Annotated in this window: 15 protein-coding genes and 1 pseudogene; all 16 read right to left on the bottom strand. The window is 40.9% G+C overall.

Translation table 11 applies throughout. The features are described from left to right. Positions 1–30 precede the first annotated feature (30 nt). The 16 genes and pseudogenes from G7B18_RS00270 to G7B18_RS00200 all read right to left on the bottom strand — a co-directional run bounded on the left by G7B18_RS00270 (position 31) and on the right by G7B18_RS00200 (position 16,253). The gene (locus G7B18_RS00270; protein ID WP_164111842.1) at positions 31–1,512 is read right to left on the bottom strand and encodes a RagB/SusD family nutrient uptake outer membrane protein; all 1,482 of its coding nucleotides are present in this window, start codon (positions 1,510–1,512) and stop codon (positions 31–33) included. Between the two features lie 31 nt (positions 1,513–1,543). Further along, complete coding sequence (locus tag G7B18_RS00265; protein WP_164121814.1) at positions 1,544–4,942, bottom strand: SusC/RagA family TonB-linked outer membrane protein; 3,399 nt, start codon at positions 4,940–4,942, stop codon at positions 1,544–1,546. 218 nt (positions 4,943–5,160) lie between these two features. Next, positions 5,161–6,288, bottom strand: coding sequence for a FecR family protein (locus tag G7B18_RS00260; protein ID WP_164111840.1), 1,128 nt, complete (start codon positions 6,286–6,288; stop codon positions 5,161–5,163). A 77-nt stretch (positions 6,289–6,365) separates the two neighbouring features. Then, positions 6,366–6,968 carry an RNA polymerase sigma factor gene (locus G7B18_RS00255; protein ID WP_164111839.1) on the bottom strand — a complete coding sequence of 201 codons (603 nt, stop codon included), beginning with the start codon at positions 6,966–6,968 and terminating at the stop codon, positions 6,366–6,368. A gap of 289 nt (positions 6,969–7,257) precedes the next feature. Next, the gene (locus G7B18_RS19335) at positions 7,258–7,470 is read right to left on the bottom strand and encodes a PLDc N-terminal domain-containing protein (protein ID WP_164111838.1); all 213 of its coding nucleotides are present in this window, start codon (positions 7,468–7,470) and stop codon (positions 7,258–7,260) included. A gap of 283 nt (positions 7,471–7,753) precedes the next feature. Further along, positions 7,754–8,743, bottom strand: a pseudogene (locus G7B18_RS00245) (SusD/RagB family nutrient-binding outer membrane lipoprotein). Further along, positions 8,715–8,942 (bottom strand): SusD/RagB family nutrient-binding outer membrane lipoprotein, encoded by a 228-nt coding sequence (locus tag G7B18_RS19170; protein WP_262886565.1) that lies wholly within the window; start codon positions 8,940–8,942, stop codon positions 8,715–8,717. The pseudogene G7B18_RS00245 and the gene G7B18_RS19170 overlap by 29 nt, the downstream one beginning before the upstream one ends. A gap of 194 nt (positions 8,943–9,136) precedes the next feature. Next, positions 9,137–9,439, bottom strand: coding sequence for a hypothetical protein (locus G7B18_RS00240; RefSeq protein WP_164121813.1), 303 nt, complete (start codon positions 9,437–9,439; stop codon positions 9,137–9,139). Positions 9,440–9,471: 32 nt separating this feature from the next. Beyond that, positions 9,472–9,882, bottom strand: coding sequence for a sigma-70 family RNA polymerase sigma factor (locus G7B18_RS00235; RefSeq protein ID WP_240452749.1), 411 nt, complete (start codon positions 9,880–9,882; stop codon positions 9,472–9,474). 446 nt (positions 9,883–10,328) lie between these two features. Beyond that, positions 10,329–10,727, bottom strand: a complete 399-nt coding sequence (locus G7B18_RS00230) for a RidA family protein (protein WP_164121812.1) — start codon at positions 10,725–10,727, stop codon at positions 10,329–10,331. 99 nt (positions 10,728–10,826) lie between these two features. Continuing rightward, entirely contained in the window at positions 10,827–11,621 is a 795-nt protein-coding gene (locus tag G7B18_RS00225; protein WP_164111835.1) for a helix-turn-helix domain-containing protein, read from the bottom strand. A 110-nt stretch (positions 11,622–11,731) separates the two neighbouring features. After that, entirely contained in the window at positions 11,732–12,295 is a 564-nt protein-coding gene (locus G7B18_RS00220; protein ID WP_164121811.1) for a biliverdin-producing heme oxygenase, read from the bottom strand. A 173-nt stretch (positions 12,296–12,468) separates the two neighbouring features. Further along, on the bottom strand, positions 12,469–12,789 hold the full coding sequence (locus tag G7B18_RS00215) for a hypothetical protein (protein WP_164121810.1): 321 nt from the start codon (positions 12,787–12,789) through the stop codon (positions 12,469–12,471). A gap of 39 nt (positions 12,790–12,828) precedes the next feature. Beyond that, on the bottom strand, positions 12,829–13,053 hold the full coding sequence (locus tag G7B18_RS00210; protein WP_164111832.1) for a hypothetical protein: 225 nt from the start codon (positions 13,051–13,053) through the stop codon (positions 12,829–12,831). Positions 13,054–13,078: 25 nt separating this feature from the next. Then, on the bottom strand, positions 13,079–13,834 hold the full coding sequence (locus G7B18_RS00205; protein ID WP_164111831.1) for an HmuY family protein: 756 nt from the start codon (positions 13,832–13,834) through the stop codon (positions 13,079–13,081). A gap of 46 nt (positions 13,835–13,880) precedes the next feature. Beyond that, entirely contained in the window at positions 13,881–16,253 is a 2,373-nt protein-coding gene (locus tag G7B18_RS00200) for a TonB-dependent receptor (protein ID WP_240452727.1), read from the bottom strand. Positions 16,254–16,396 lie beyond the last annotated feature (143 nt).

Genomic DNA, 16,396 nt, shown 5'->3' with positions numbered 1-16,396 from the left:
AATTAAAAATAGTGTACATACAAATTTGATTTACAGATTGCCCCAACCTGGATTCTGCTGGATTTTATTGTACTGTAGTTCCTCTTCTAATGGGATGGGAAAACAAAAACGGTGATCTCCATCTGCTAAGGTGTACATACTGTTGTCGTTTTTGTCTAATGCTTTTCGCTGCCATCCTTTTTGGGTACGGGTCAGGTCTAGCCAGCGCATGTCATCTTCAAAGCAAAATTCTTTTCTGCGTTCAGTCATGATTGCACTTAATACATCTTCGCCCTTATATTGATAGTCTTGTACACGAGTTTTCATGAAATTTTCGTACCAGCTTTTAGCTTCAGTAGCATCGCCTTTGCGCGCATAAGACTCCGCTATAATAAGATGGAGTTCTGCCATTCTGAAAATAAAGTTCATGTCAAGGCCATAGGAATCTGGGTGCTCAAACTTGGTGATACCTTTCTTGTCATTAAAAAAGTAGGTTTTGCGTATATCCTTCTCATCGTATAGTTCATAAAGCTGTTGTGTCGAATACATAATTGTACTTGCTCCATACATGGGGATACCTATGATACTTTGTAATCCTTTGCTAGGAGTGGAGTAAACATGTACCATCAGAGCAAATGGCTGATCTTTGTAGAATCCTGTCCCACTCGAGGACGACATAGGGTCGTAGTTGTCAAGCGTCTCCAGCTGTCTGCCTTCCATGGCTTTCTTAGCGTGGGCAATGGCTAGATCGTAATCTCCGCTAACACCAGCTGCAGAACCGCCTTTGTAATGATAGACCTGGGCAAGTATAGCATTTATTATCTTTTTGTCGTAGTAAATCGAATAGCTATCTTTGGGAGCTGTGCTGTAGTTCAATACTTCATTGAGCTCGGCTATAATGATGTTGTAGGTCTCGGCCTGTGTCTTACGGTTGGACTCGTAGTTTCCGACAGCTTCGGCGTCCAGGTTTATCGGGAGTCCCAGTTCGGCTACTTGATAAGGAGCGAAATACTGCATCAGCTTAAATAGGTATCTTGCTCGAAGTACCTTTGCCTCGCCAGCGATCAGATTGTATTCATCCTGACTGATATTCTTTAGACGTCCCAGTTCGGTGAGGATGGTATTGAAAAAACCGATATTCTTATAATATTCTTTCCATATAATACCAGGAGAAGTAGGTTCTTGCCAGTTCAGACTGTTATTAAATATCGCACGGTTATTCCGGCCAAAGGGATTGGTTAAGTAGCGCTCGTAGTCCAAGTCGTCACTATAAAACTGGAAGACCATCTTTGCCGTATTGTTTTTGTAAGGAATAGTGGTTCCAGCCAAAGTATGGTTCATGGTTACAAAGCCTTTGAGATAGGATCCCATAAGTGCTTTGACATCGTCGTAGGTTTTGATGGCTAATACATTCGTCGGTTCTACTTCGAGGTATTTTTCGCAAGAAGTACTTAAACTTAGTATAATAATCATCAGAAAACCAATGCCTGATTTTATCTTATTTTTGATAATTAGGTGATTTATTGTTTTCATCTTCATTTCGTGTTAATCAAACGTTGCTAATTTAGAAGCCTATATTTAATGTAGCCGTGTATTGACGTGTGACAGGGTAATTGAATTCGCCCATTAAAGATGGATCTATACCTGCATAACTGGATAGGGTGAATAGGTTCCTGCCATTGAGACTGATTCTCGCGGTGTTGAATCCCCATTTTTTGAGAAGGTCTGGCTTGATATTATAGCCTAGTGTAACAACACTGGCACGTAGGTAATTCCCTTTTTCAAGCTGTACATCATACATATAGCGATTGAATGCATTGTTGATTGTCCCAATCTCCGGTACATTGGTGTGATCGCCAGGTTGTCTCCAATGATAAATATCATTAGTATGTCTGTTTTTCGAGTTTAACGTTTGGAAGGTATTGAATGAACGTATTTTATGACCTACTTTAAACTCGAAGTTAGTACTGAATAGAAACTGCTTCCAGTTTACCGATGTACCGAATCCACCCACTATTGGCGGATGTTGATTGCCAAGGTGGCTTGCTGCAGGAGCAGGGAGATTAAGCGTGACATTTCTTAACAATTCCATATCAAATAATGCCCCTTCTCTATCGTATATCATGGTGTGTCCATTTGCGGGGTTTACGCCAGCAAACTGATAACCGAACCAACTTCCTACGGAATAACCTTCGACAAACTCGCGTCCATTGGAAGGTGTCCGCAGCGGTAGATTTTCTAGAGAGGTGTAGTAAGTTTTTGAAAGTCTGTTGGTATTGAAAGCTACATTTCCTCGTACAAACCATTGAAGGTCTTTTTTGCGAATCAGTGTAGCGCCTAGATCGATCTCCAGTCCTCTGTTTAAGATATCAGCCACATTCTCGATGGCGTCATCTCTTCCCGAAGATAGCGGTAGGGCACGCTTATCTAATACATCTTGTGTGGTGTTGTGATAGTAATTGACCCCAAGCTCGATACGGCGATCAAAGGCAGCTATGTTAGCACCGAAGTTTATATCTTGTTTGGTCTGCCACTTGACATTGGGATTGGCAAAAATAAAGCTGCTAGGAACGGTCTGTCCATCATAAATTACGCTTTGTCCCAGTCGCATAACCACAAACGGGAATGCATTTTTATCGATGCTTCCAGTATAACCAAATCCTGCGCGTAGAGATAATTCATTGATAATGTCTATGTTATGGAAGAAGTGCTCGTTATGTAGGTTCCAGCGACCACCGATGTTCCAAAGTGGCGTAAACTGATTTTTGTTGCCAATGATATCTGATCCATCATAACGTATTGCTCCGGTCAATATATAGCGGTCCGCATAGGAATATGACGCGTTAGCAAAAAAGGATGTCAATTTGTTGATGATCTTTCCTGTACCACCTAGATCGCTGTATTTGATGGATTCTGGATTGACCCCGCCCATCTCTGGAAATCCTATGATACGGTGGTCTCCATCGAATATAGGGGAGTAGTTGAAGGAGTTATATGCTGTTCTCGAGGTGATTTCCTGTCCTCCAAAGAGGGTCAAAAAGTGTTTCTCCTGAAAGGATTTACTGTATTGCAAGGTATTGCGAAAAGTATAGCCATCGGAGTAGGCGGTCCCTTCATTCAATGAACCACGTACATACTGTGGCGCTGTCTCGCCATTGTAGGTAAACCAATTGCGGATAAAATTGGTGTAGGTCTGTTCACCTTCGGCCACACGGCTGTTGTTTGAATTTACGTTGTACGTGCCATGTGTGATAAATTGTAGGCCGGGGATGATTTCGTACTCCAATTTTAACGATACATCGGCGTCGATATACCTGCTTGTACTGGTATTGCGGTTTAAATCATCCAATATATTGAACTTGGGCCAAGCCAAGCCTGGGCGCAAGTTGCTAAGGGTCATGTCGTAACTTTGATCGTATGCATAGCTTCCGTCTGCATTGTATAATTTTTCGTAAGGATTGGCAAACATTGCATAGTTCAATGGGTTAATAGCACTTGCAGAGCTACGGTCATTTTTTAATGTAGAGGCCAAGCTACCCGTAATTCTAATCTTATCGCTGGGATCATGTGTCAATTTAATGCTCATCCCGGTACGGTCAAACTTATTATTGGGCTGTATGCCTTCTTCCTGTAGATGGTTTACGGATAGGTAGTGTTGTGTTTTTTCGGAACCACCAGACATGCTGAAACCGAGTTGGGTGTTTCTAGCAGGACTGAATATCTCTTTAAACCAGTCTGTGTTTGTCTTTGCGAGTTCGGCTATTTGCTGCTCGGCGTGGGCACTGCTAATGACACCGAGATCACTTTGTCTTAAAAGTTCGCTGACGCGTCCTGTTTTGCTCGCATTTAGGTCATTATGGATTTCGCGCTCAAATTGGATTTTTTGGTACGAGTTCATCATGCTGATATTGTTAATCGGGGCTGCCGTCACGCCATAATTCAAGGAGCCTGTAAACCGGGTTTTGCCGACTGTGCCTGATTTGGTCGTTACGACAATCACGCCGTTGGCGGCACGGGCTCCATAAATCGCCGTTGCAGCTGCATCTTTCAGAATAGTGATAGATGCGATATCATCGGGAGCTAAATTTCCGATACCTGTCGTAAATATAGTGGTCTGTAAATCTGTTGATCCGGAACGGATACTAGGTATCTCTCCTTGCATAGGCATACCATCTACGATCCAGATAGGTTCGGTATTTCCGGTCAAAGAATTGACCCCACGTATCTGAATCCTTGAGTCTTGGCCCGGACGACCGCTAGGGGTGGCGTTCAATCCGGAGACTGTTCCGATCAATATGTCATCAATACTGGTGAAGCCTTTGCCTTGGATATCGGCCGCTTTGATGGTCGATACAGTACCCGTCATGCGCTGTCTGTTGACCTGTTGGTAACCGGTGACTACTACTTGGTCAAGGCTTTCTTCAACTTGCTCCATTCTTACTGAAAAGTGTTCGTACTTCCTGACTGTAATTTCCTGAGTTTTGTACCCTACAGATGTAATGACTAGGACGGCATCAGGGGGCAAAGTGTTTAACACAAAATTTCCACTGGCATCGGACTGGGTGGTGATATTAGTCCCTTTGACTTTGATCGTAGCGCCAAGTATCACACTGCCATCTGTTCGGTTGTATACAGTCCCAGTAATACGCTGATATGATTGTGTAGGGGTACTTTTGGCTGTTAAAATTATGGTTTTGCTCTTTATTTCATAATTTAAAGGCTGATCTTTAAAACAGTGTTCTAACACATCGGGCAATGACATATTGTTGCTGTAGATGGAGACAGGCTTTGCCTTCTTTAATAATTGCTTATTATAGAAGAAGTCATATCCACTTTGTTTACCGATTTCAGTAATCACTGACTCCAGTGATTCGTTGGTCTTGTTAAGGTTGATTTTTTGCGCATATGTATTTGCGCTGACCTGAAATAAGGCTGTTGTTAGAAAAAAAAGAATTAACTTCATTGTCAACATAAATTTAATTAGGCCTTGATTCCTCCTGTCACACCTAATTAGTGGTTTAAAATTCATAATTTTGGATTACTTGGGTTTTATCTTTAATATATAGTCTATTTTTAGTTTTTCCCATTTTATATGGGAAGGGTAGGCCCAGGTCTTTAGCCAGGGGTGTTGGAAGCACCCTTGGTATCATTGAAGAGTCCACCTGTATTCGATTGTTGAAATTATTTCATAACGATAACACTCCTTCCTTTAATTTTTAAATGTACATTCCCGGTTGATTCTAGGATGCCGAATATTTCATCTATATGCTTATCTCGTGATATCTTGCCAAAATATGTCATGTTAGGGTCTGGCTTTGTTTCATAAACGATCTCGAAGTCATACCAGCGTGACAGTTTCATCATTATACTTTCCAAATTTTCATTAAACTTGAAATAGCCGTTTTTCCAGGCGATAATCTCTTCTAGATCTATATCTGAGGATATACTCATACGTCCATCTATGATTCGGAGCTGCTGTCCAGGTGCTAACGTTTTAGTATGCAGGTTGTTGGATACGGTTACTGCTCCTTCGAATAATGTCGTTCTGAATATAGATTCGGTATTGGGGTAAGCCATTACATTGAAGTGGGTACCAAGTACTTTTATTTCACCCATATCGGTCTTCACCATAAATGGACGGGCTTTGTCTGGGCTAACTTCAAAATAGGCTTCGCCTACTAGTTCGATGGTTCTACGGTCTGCTGCAAATTGAGTTGGATACCGGAGAGATGAAGCGGCATTGAGCCAAACTCGTGTACCATCTGATAATACCAGTTGATACTGCCCGCCACGAGGGGTGCTAAGGGTGAGTATTTGTGGAGATTGTCCCGGTAGGTCGGAGATTTGTGGCACTACACTTCCGTCATTGTAATTGACGGAGTTTTCAGAAAGAACGATGCCGCTCTGATCCGAATTTAGTACTATTGTACTACCATCGGCTAGTGTTAGGGTAGCTTTATTGCCACCTGGAACTATGGCTATGGGCGCTGCTACTCTGTTACTTTGGATAGCAGGGGTGGGCTGTTGGTACTTGTGTATTACCAAACCGATTACAGCGAGCAGAGAGGCCGCTGCGAATATCTTTTTCCACGTTGCTATACGTGAATTTTTTGGCTTTAGTGTTACTTCTGCGATATAACACCAACTTTCTTGACCTATACGGATTATATCTAGATGATCGTCATTTAACCTTTTGTCTTGTGTTTTTTTAACATAAGTCCGCTCGATAAGATTGCGCTCTTGTTCGGTACAGTTTTCTGAAAGATATCGATCAAATAGTTCTTTGGCTAGTTGCTTTTTTTCTTGCATAATTATAGTTAGTCACTATAAGGACACTTGACAGCAAGAGAGGGAGTACCTCACAGTAAAATAAAACTAGAATACAGCTAAAGCTTGCGGACGATTTCGGAAAGAACTATCCCAAGAGACAGGCTGTATTTGTCTAGGTTTGTTCGTAACTGCTTGATAGAGTTGGATATTTGTTTTTTTATTGTAGATTCTGAAGTGCCTAGCCTGGCGGCGATCTCTTTGTTGCTCATCATCTCCTTCCGACTCATTTCAAACACCTGTTTCATCCGGGGAGGCAATAGATTTATTTCTTCATCAATGATAGTCATCAATTCGCGTTCGCTTATGGCTTCTATCGTACTGTTGTCTATGTCGTTTAGCGATTCGGCTATAGTGTCAATGAATGCCGTTCCTATTTTGTTTTTTCGGATACGATTGAGTATTCGGTGCCTTGCTGATACATAGAGATACGCTCTTAGATTGGTCTTGATCTCGAGATGATCGGACTTATCCCAAAGGGTGATGAATAACTCCTGGATCACGTCTTTTGCCTCCTCCTCATTCTCTAAGATCTTATAAGCATGTAAGTATAGACTGTGCCAGTGTCTGACATAGATCTCCGTATACGCGCCCTCATTCTTCATTTTCAGCAGAAGGATGAGTTCCTGATCGGATATCTTTTCGTACCTATTTGTATTCATAAATTTTTCCAAATCCCTGTTCATCGCATTCTGTAGCATCCATCGCTTTGGGGTATGTTGTGGTTAGATATTATTAGTCGGCTAAGTTAAATATTTTTTACCAAAATAGTATTAATTGGAATGTTGTCGACCAAATGGTGTCGGTCTTTGAAATAAGTGAAGAAAGTTAGGGAGATACTGTCAAAGGCGTTCGGAATTGAGGGACTAAAGAAGGCTTTATACATCAGGTCTCGAGCGGATCGGGAGGTGAGCTTGTAAAAAGAGCGACTAAGGAAGTGGTTAATTGCAATTATTTTGATCTGTTGCTGCCATTCCTGCCAAAGGTCCAATAGGCAATCCATCCGAAGATTGTAGCTAGGAGTATGATCAGTATCCAGAGTAAGCGTTGTGTACTATAGAGTTTGGTGTTGTTTATGGCATGATACACGGTGTATATAAAAAAACACAACAGGGAAGTAAATAGGGCGAAAAGCGCTATAGAGTAAATGAATAGTATATCCATTTTTAAAATTATTTTTAAAATGTAAGATATTGACCGACAAAGGTAATGTTTAGATCTCAATGGAAGTACGGGAAACCGGAATTGATCAATGGATTGGTGATTAGGAGTACAAGATAGTTTTTTTGTGTCAATGCTTTTTTGTTGTATATATAGGCGTTTAAAAGATTTTTATGGATATTTTAATAAGTTTAAGACGCAGGGTGTTAACGTACAGGGGATTAATTCGTTCGAAGTAATAAAAGGGGCTATCTAACCTTTTTGGACAGACCCTTCAACATCAATCTTATCTTTTATCCCACCATACTTTGGAGAGAAAAGAATCGCTATTGCTCATGCGGCTCACAGCTTCCTTGTAATTAGCTTGATTCAACTCCGCGTCTTCGCTGGAGTTGATCCCACGTCTAGGAATCTGTCCGTTTGTAGAACCAGGATTTGGTCCTGGTGTAAGCTGCGGATACCCCATTCTACGCCATTCGGCAAATGCCTCCATATTACGACCGAAAAGATGTATCCATTTCTGCGTGAATATCTTCTCCATCTTCTCGGCATCGATTAGGTTGGTAAAACTTAAAGTGCCTTGCTCATAGGCGACAGGTAGCGTGGATAGATTGTAGGGAGGCAATGCAAAAGCAGCTTTTACCCCATCTACAAATAGGCCGTGCGCTTGACGCTTAGTGGATCCCCAACCTAGCAGCGCGGCTTCTGCTTTTTAAAAACAGATATCCGAATAGGTCAGTGCGTAGCTTGGAATAGGTGCAAAAGTCAAACTGAACCAGGTGTTTCTATTGGCAGTGGAGTAGTTTGCCCGGACGAGTTGTGATAGCTGATTGTCGGTAAGTGCGACTCCTATACCTTGGTAGGTAGTAGATCCCCTCATCGTGATCGGATGAGCCAATAAAGAAAGGCGTGGATTGTCATAAGCTTTTAACTTGTCGATCAACGTATTGGTTAGGTAGCGTAGATCGGCACTGCCCGTAGTAAATTGACGCAAAATTGGATTTTGGTTTTCGGCTTGCGCATTGTTAAAGGTTGCTACGGCAGCATTGTCTGAATTACTGGCTAGTAATCCGTAACTGGACGATAAGGCCGACGTTACGGTCTGTTGGGCTAGGCTAGCATTAGCATAGCGGATACGCATGTCAATACGAAGCTTGAGCGAGTTACCGAATTTTTTCCACTTGTCGATATTACCACCATAGAAAAAATCGGCTGTACCATAACTGATATCACCGGTTGTAAGTCTGTCAAGTGACTGATTTAGAGGTTGTACCAATACGGGGGTAGATATCTTCTTGTTTATCAAATTTGGGTGTACGATTGATAGCTTCGCTATTTTGGGTGACTCCGGAGAAGGGAATGTCGCCAAAGAGGTCGGTGAGACGTTGGTACAGATACACTTCGTAGATTTCGGCAATAGCTATCTTGCTATGTCCTGTGGGATCATTTTTTAGCCCTTTGAGTTCCTGTTTGATCTGACTGATGTTGCGGAGGAGCTAAAAATGTTGGCTTCAGATCGAATTTTCAGGTCGTTCAAAATACCGCGAAGCCGGAACAACTGGTCCGCCTGCCCAATGCTGTATCCAGGATCCGAATTTACTATTAGCAAGTTCACCGGACTCTTGAAATGTACAATCACGAAGGATGCGGGATAATAAAAGCGCGAGATCTACCGTAGTGACCGAGGTAGGGGGAGTATTGAGTCGCTCGAAATCTTTGGTGCAGGAGCTGTTGCTTGTAAATATCGCATCGGTATTTTTGGCCTTGGGTGGATCTGTCGTGCCAAATGTTGATAGGCTTCATCTTGTCCTTCGTAGAATTTATCGATAGGACTGTTATACCACTCAGCTTTGGGGAAGAAATTGTCCAGTGCTGTCGGTTTTTTTTCCAAATGACTTTCGATAGTAGCAGCCTCATGAGCGGTACATTCGCCTTTTAAATAGCGGTCTACGAGTTGTTTGGTTATCTTCATCGTATAGAATACGACGCAAATTTCCAATACCCCTAAAAGAAAATGAAAATAATTATAAATTGTAGAAGAAAGTGATAAAAAGCCTTATTTAAAGTTTGTAGGGCGAGGGAAATATGATTTTCGACAGTCTTGGGTGAAATTGATAATTGTTGTGCGATCTCTTTGTAACTCATGTTCTCATCCCTACTCATTCGGAATATAGTTCTTCGAACTTTGGGCATCTTATCGATGATACCATCTAGTTGCTGTTCTAATTCTTTGACGCAGTATATCGCTGACGGAGTGTCGTCGTGTGCCATAGGGTAGTCGGAATCGAGTGAGGGGCACTGTCTACGACGTTCTTCTTTTACGATGTCCAATAACACGCTTTTGGCAATACAAAAGAGTTGGGCTTCGACTTCTATGTCAATCTTTTTATGATATAAATTATTCCAAATTTTGATAAATTTGCGTTGTACGGTCTCTTCGGCAATTAAAAGTAGAACCCGTCTTGGATAGCGAATAATGATAGACCTTTCTGTTCCAAATCAGAAATATGTCTTGAAAATATGTTACTGTTATAGCGTCATTTTCACTCATGTTTCTAGACAGTGAATGTTTGCCGAAATTAGGCATAAGAACTGTTTTTCGATGACGCGCACGGATTAATTTTATATGAACTTTGTGTAAATTGGTATGTTTTAAGTTAGCAACTTTAAATTTATTAGCTTAAATTTTATTTTGAAATAGAAGAGGGGTTGTATTCTGCTTCTAGAAAATTTGTCGCCATAAATAGCGACTTTTTTCCGTTTGTCTGCTTAGCGATAAAGGTTTTTCTAATTTTTATTAGAGGTTTTATAATTGATTGACAACACCGCCTGTTTTCTTTCTAGGAATACAGGCGGTATGTTTACTTGGCGGCCCAGATTTCTATTTCTAAGTCGATTTCGGGTAATCCCAGTGCAGTGATGTAGGCGATCGTCATGGAAGGATTGTCTCCTACAAAAAACACATTCCATATCATGTCAAAATAGTTCCAGTCTATTTCTCTCGTGGCCCAGATGTTTACTTTGATTATATCTCTACTAGTTAAGTCTTGACTTTCAAGAAGTGCCTTGATGTTAGTAAAGGTGTTTCTTACTTGCTGATTGAAGTCTGCAGGAATACGTCCTTGCAGATCCGTTCCAATCTGACCGGAGAAAGTGTAGATGTCCGCATTTTTTGGAACTCGAGTTACGTGCGAATAATTGCCTACCGGTGCCGAGACAGTAAGTGGATTAGTCCGATGTACTTGTTTAACATTGTTCATATATTGTCTGAATTATGATTTAGAACAAAAGTAGATATATCATAATTGCCAAAATTGGATAAAACCGACAAACTTTGTGGATAGCTTGAAGTTTGTGCGCTATTTTTTCCATTGTGGAAAATTTGGTAGCTTTTCTTCGCTGTTTTGAAGGAAAAAATGGGGACTACTACCCGTAAATGTTTTAAATTCTCGGATAAAATGGGATTGATCGAAGTAATTGGATTGATAAGCTACAGTGCTCAGATTATGGAATGAACTGTGGCGTAAAATCGATAAACTGGATTGGAATCGCATTATTCTAGCATATAATTTAGGGGACATTCCAATGTATTGTTTGGAGAGTCTCTCCAAGGAACGTTCCGATAAATTCATTTGCTGTTGTATTTCAGGGAGTGTCTTGCCGTTTTGTATCAGAAAGGAGGCATATCGCGCTTTTTCATCGTGGTATTTTGCATGATTAATTCTATCGAGTATAAAGTTGGATATGATTGTTATTTTTTCGGCTGCGCTGCTGGCATTGACAAGTTGTTCCAGTATCAAGTCCGAGACTAAATCTTCCAAAGCAATGTTTTGGTTACTCAATTCAAAGGCGTCGAGATGGAATAAGGTCTTTAATACTGTAGGTTCAAGAAAGGCACCAATTATCCGGAATTTCCCAGAGACCTTATGTTCGCTATGTTGTGTAAATTGCCCATAGATATATAGCTGAGGCATGGCTTGATCATCTTGATCAAAAAACTGGTTTGGCTGATCCTGAAATATCAAGGCTGGTAGAGCATCAGGCAGAATTTTAAAATGCTGAGGTTGTTTAAAGGTCGGCGTATCCTCCAATACCCAAAAGTAACGGACGTGCTGTTGTAGCGCTTTGATTGGAGATATTTCCTGATAATACATTAATTTATTCTTTATCTTGCTAGATCCAAGGTAAAGATAAGCAATCGAATTTGGATTGGGTTGATCTAGACAATTAAGCAGCTTTTAAAGCTGCTTAATGTTATTACTTATTAATTTGTTGACAGTATTCCAGAAAAAACTTCTCCAAATTGTTCAAATGTCTGATTGGCCATATCAATAGCTATCTGATGTGTTTCTGGATTTTCACCATGTTGGTTTAATACGGAAGTGAATCCGGCCCACATCTGTCCGCTATTGGCACCGTAGCCTTCGAAAAATGACGTGCCTCGCTCGATACCATATTTGTTGAGCATCTGCACAATATAAGGGCCTCCCATAACAGATCCCTCAAGTACGTATAAGGAGCTTAGGGCTTCCAACACATTTTTCACGGTTGGAGCAGTAGCCTCTGGGAGGTTATCTACGTTGCCCCCGAGAGCTTCAATATCATTTTTGATATAAGAAGAGTTACGACGGTCACCAAGATCTGGTAATATTGCTGTAGTTACGAAAGGAACAATATTGTCTTCTACAGCGCGGAAATAGGCGTAAAATCCTTTTAAGACTTCCGCATAGTCCGCTTCCGAACGGATTGCTTTCAATTGACGTACCACGATACCCTCTGTTTTTTGGTGAGCGGCATGCGTGCTTTCTTTGATATTTTGACTTAACATAGTTTTCTGTTTTATTTTACAACGATCCTATACAAAGATTCGTATTTATTTCTTTCCTTTTAAGCTGATTTTTGATTTATCGTGTATGAAAAGCGATAGTATATATCTTTCGCTATCGTCGATTAATTTAAACTTCGAGTCAACGAAAACACGACTATGTATTCTGTCAATTACTATTTTGTGAACTTCTTAAAGTTTAGATTGTAAGTCGCATTACCATTGATGGTAGTGATACCTGCAGTTTGGATCATGTAAAGCTCATCAGCGTTATCGTTCAGTTTTTCTCCCTTATACATAACAATGTATTGATTCGGTGTAGGGTAGACTGCACGATTGTTCTTAAAGTTGTAGATAATCCACGTTGGTCCAGTAGCAGGGGTTCCTGCACTGGATGCGTCAATATTTAGTTTATCTGTAGCTGAAATATCTGAACTTAACACCGCAGATAGTGTCAACTTTTCTATACTTATATTTTCCTTATCAAAATAAGCCATTTTATAATTTCCAGCTGAGCTGTTATATAAGGTAGAGCCCTACATGCCTGAAAGGTTTATCATACTTTTGTCTTCTTCCTGTTTAGAATTTGTTTTGAAATCGTAATAAACCTTGACTCCTGATGGCAGCTGTGTAGTGGCTGTTGCTGTAGTAGCAGTAGCATCGCTCAGCTTTTTCTGGTGGCTTACGTCATCCTTACTACATGAGGTAAATCCTACGACCAAAGCACATAACAGTGCTGCCGCTTTAAATAATCTGTTCATGGTTTTATATAATTTTTAAATTGTTCTATAATGTTCTTGTGTCTAAGTTTTTACTTCCGTCCTGTTGTACATAATATTTAAATGTAAAGTAGGGGGCTGGCCAGTTCATATTGGTCACGGCGCTCGGATTGCCTTTGTAAGCGTTTATCAGTTGTAGCTTAGCATATCTTCCATCCGGAAGTCGTATTGCATAGGTACGATTGGGTAGTGCCTGCATGAGATGTGTAGAGATGCTGTACTGAAACCATCCGAGTGATTCAGGATTGGAGGCCCATCCGATTTTGCCAGTCTCATTTTCGTCAAATTCTTGATCTGAAGGAGCTTGGTTTACACTTTGATAAGATTGTTTTAACAGGATCACTGCTGTACAATCTGCACTTCCGCCATGACCGGGGTTGAAGGGATCGTGGCTATTATTAATAAAGATCTCCGAGTTGTAAGGGCCGGTAAATGCTATATCCCATTCTTTTGATTTCAACCACTGAGCCGAATCGCTCTTTGTTTTGATCCATATCTGCTTTTGGTCTCGAAAGCGAAAGAGAAAGGTTTGAAAAGGACGTTTTTCCTTGCCGTCTGTACCTTCGCTCATGGATGCGTCGACATCGCCGGGTAGATCTTTGATGACGGTACTGTTACCATCTTCCAGTCCGATGCTGTAATCTTTGTCCTTGCCGCATGAGCCTAGAAGAAAGATAAAAGAGACAGCGAATAGACATTGTCCGATTTTCCGGTAAGAAAGCCATACTGCACATTCCGCTATGATTAATGTTATCGTTTTCATTTTTAATAGTTCTTTTCTTTACAACTCATTTTCGACATAATTTAGATTACTTCTTCATCCAGCGGTAGCTAATTCCACTCATGAGTACTCTCCCTGGCTGTCCCAGTAGATAACGACTCGTAAAGTCGAATAGGTTATCACCGATCAGACGAAATGTAAGCCTTCTGTCCATAATGCTTTTTTCGAAGGTTACGTTGACCAGCGTGAGGTAGGGGACAAAGATGTCATAACGATCTATAAATTGGTTGCCATTAAATTCTTGAAAAGGGGTACTGCTTCTGAAGTTTATACGGGTATTGATATGAAGCCCCCATGGTCTGTATTCATACTGTGCCTTCAGATTGAACATATGTCTGGATCGATCCTCAATACCCCAATAATCCGATTTTTCACTTCTTCGGTATTCACCTGTAGCAGGGGCATTGATCTGATTGTAAGGATAGTTTCCAGCTGCGATGCTATCAAGAACACTCAGATCTTTTGAAATAAGGTATTGATAACCCGCGGATAACTGTAAGTTCTTTGTCATCTGATATGTTATAGATGCTTCAAAACCTTTATTTATCGCTTTGGGGAGATTACGGTAACTATAAATCTTTGCGATGTTCGTGCCATTTCCTACTGCTACCGTATTGATTTGATTATTGATACGGTGGTAAAATAAGGAAAAATCAGTGTGTAATTTTGACGAAGGATTCCAGCTAAAGCCAACATGGTTGGAGAGGCTGGTCTCTGCCTTGAGATTGCCAGACACCAAGTTCAACATATACGTGTTTTGATAACTTAGTTCCCCATTTTGATCCATGTTCTGTAAAATATCATTAACACGCTCCGTACCTACAACTAGATAATTGGCGGCAGGATTAAAAAATACCTGATAGCGCATTTTATAATCAGGGGCTTTAAATCCAGCACCGGTACCCGCTTTAAGTAAGAATGTGGGGCTAAGCTGGTATTGCAGCCCTAAGCTAGGACTGAGATGACCATTATAAACATTGGACTGATCGTATCGTAAGCCTAGGGTAGTGAACAACTTATCTACGGGTTTCCATTCGCTCTGAAGGTAAACAAATGCACTGTTAAGAGATCGCTTCTCATCGAGGGACTGATTGTCCATGATCTCTAAGCTGGCGCCTAGGCCACCTGTAACTTTTAAATGAGTCAAAGGACTATAAGCAAACTGTTGTTCGATACGCTGTACATTCTGTCCAAATTCTTCGGCGGATGCGAGCCCCCCCTGTTGTAACCATTGTGCTGTAACCTCCGAATGAAATCTTGAATAATAATAGCGTGTCATACTACGTAGACCAGATTTGAAATTATAGTCATAGCTAGCTGATAGATTAATGTCTTGATCGCGTTGTTTGTCCTGAAGAGCCGATTGTTCGGACCAAGCATTGATCATCTCGGATTCACGAGCTGCAAATCGCCCGGCAAATCCTAAGGTACCGTTCTTACTGGTGCGATAACGGGATCTGCCCTGTATACTATAGTTTGTATAAGGAGGGTAGGTCGTACTCTTGCTATCGAGATGTTTGCTATCTGTATTAAAGCCATCGGTGCGGTAGTAATTTCCAGATACGACGACACTACCCCGTTGATTTACAAAAGGAGTTTCCGCTTCTAAAGTAGCGTCTATAGTGTTGAGCGTACCGTATAAGAAGGATGCATGAGCCTGAGGTGTCAAAGCGCCGTGTCTAGTGACTATGTTGATAGCTCCACCTAAGGCATCGCTACCATACAAGCAGGAAGAAGCACCTTTGATAATCTCGATACGTTCAATATTGGTTACAGAGATGCGGGAGAGATCAAAACTACCGCCGGTTCGACCCAGCATAGGTTGGCCATCCACTAGTACCATCACGTAATTGCTGCTGAAGCCCTGTATCTGTACACCCACAGCTCTCGAACCTCCTGTTATATCATTGACAATAGCTACTCCGGTTTGCTCTTTCATCACTTCGTCGAGTCTACGGCTCCCCATAAGTTCTATTTCACGTTTTGTGATGATTTTGACAGGCATAGCGGCCTGTTCAGGCTTTATGAGGTTGTCTACCGCACGTATTTTGGTACTGACACCTACCTCTTCTATCGAATTTGAAAGGTTTAGGAGCTGGAGACGTCTATATTGATTAGTATCTTCCAGATCGAGCGAATCGGTCAAAGATTGATACCCCATCATGCTCACAGAAAACCGGTAGCTTCCCGCATAGAGCTTGTCGAAACAGAAGAGTCCATCTGAGCCGGTTTTATAGATTTTATTGTCTGGGAATAAGGTTATTGTAGCACCTTGTAAAGGTTTGTTTAGGCTATCGACAATAGTTCCAGTGAAACTTAACCGCTGTTGTCCATAAGTTAAAGAAGCATATGTGACCGAAAGCGTACAAATGAAAAAATAAAGTATAATTCGCTTGTTCAAGAATGTTGTTTTTATTTTTACTAATTCTAAATAGTATAACAAAAGAACTAAAACATATTCAATAATCGTCTATGAAAAATGTCAAAAATTATATTCAATTCGTTTCAGAATAAGTCTATTATCTCTGTTTTATTTTTTTCAAT

Source organism: Sphingobacterium sp. xlx-130 (genome assembly GCF_011007405.1).
GTDB lineage: Bacteria > Bacteroidota > Bacteroidia > Sphingobacteriales > Sphingobacteriaceae > Sphingobacterium > Sphingobacterium luzhongxinii.
The sequence above is the reverse complement of the archived record's forward strand: the minus strand, read 5'-3'. Positions and strand labels throughout refer to the sequence as shown.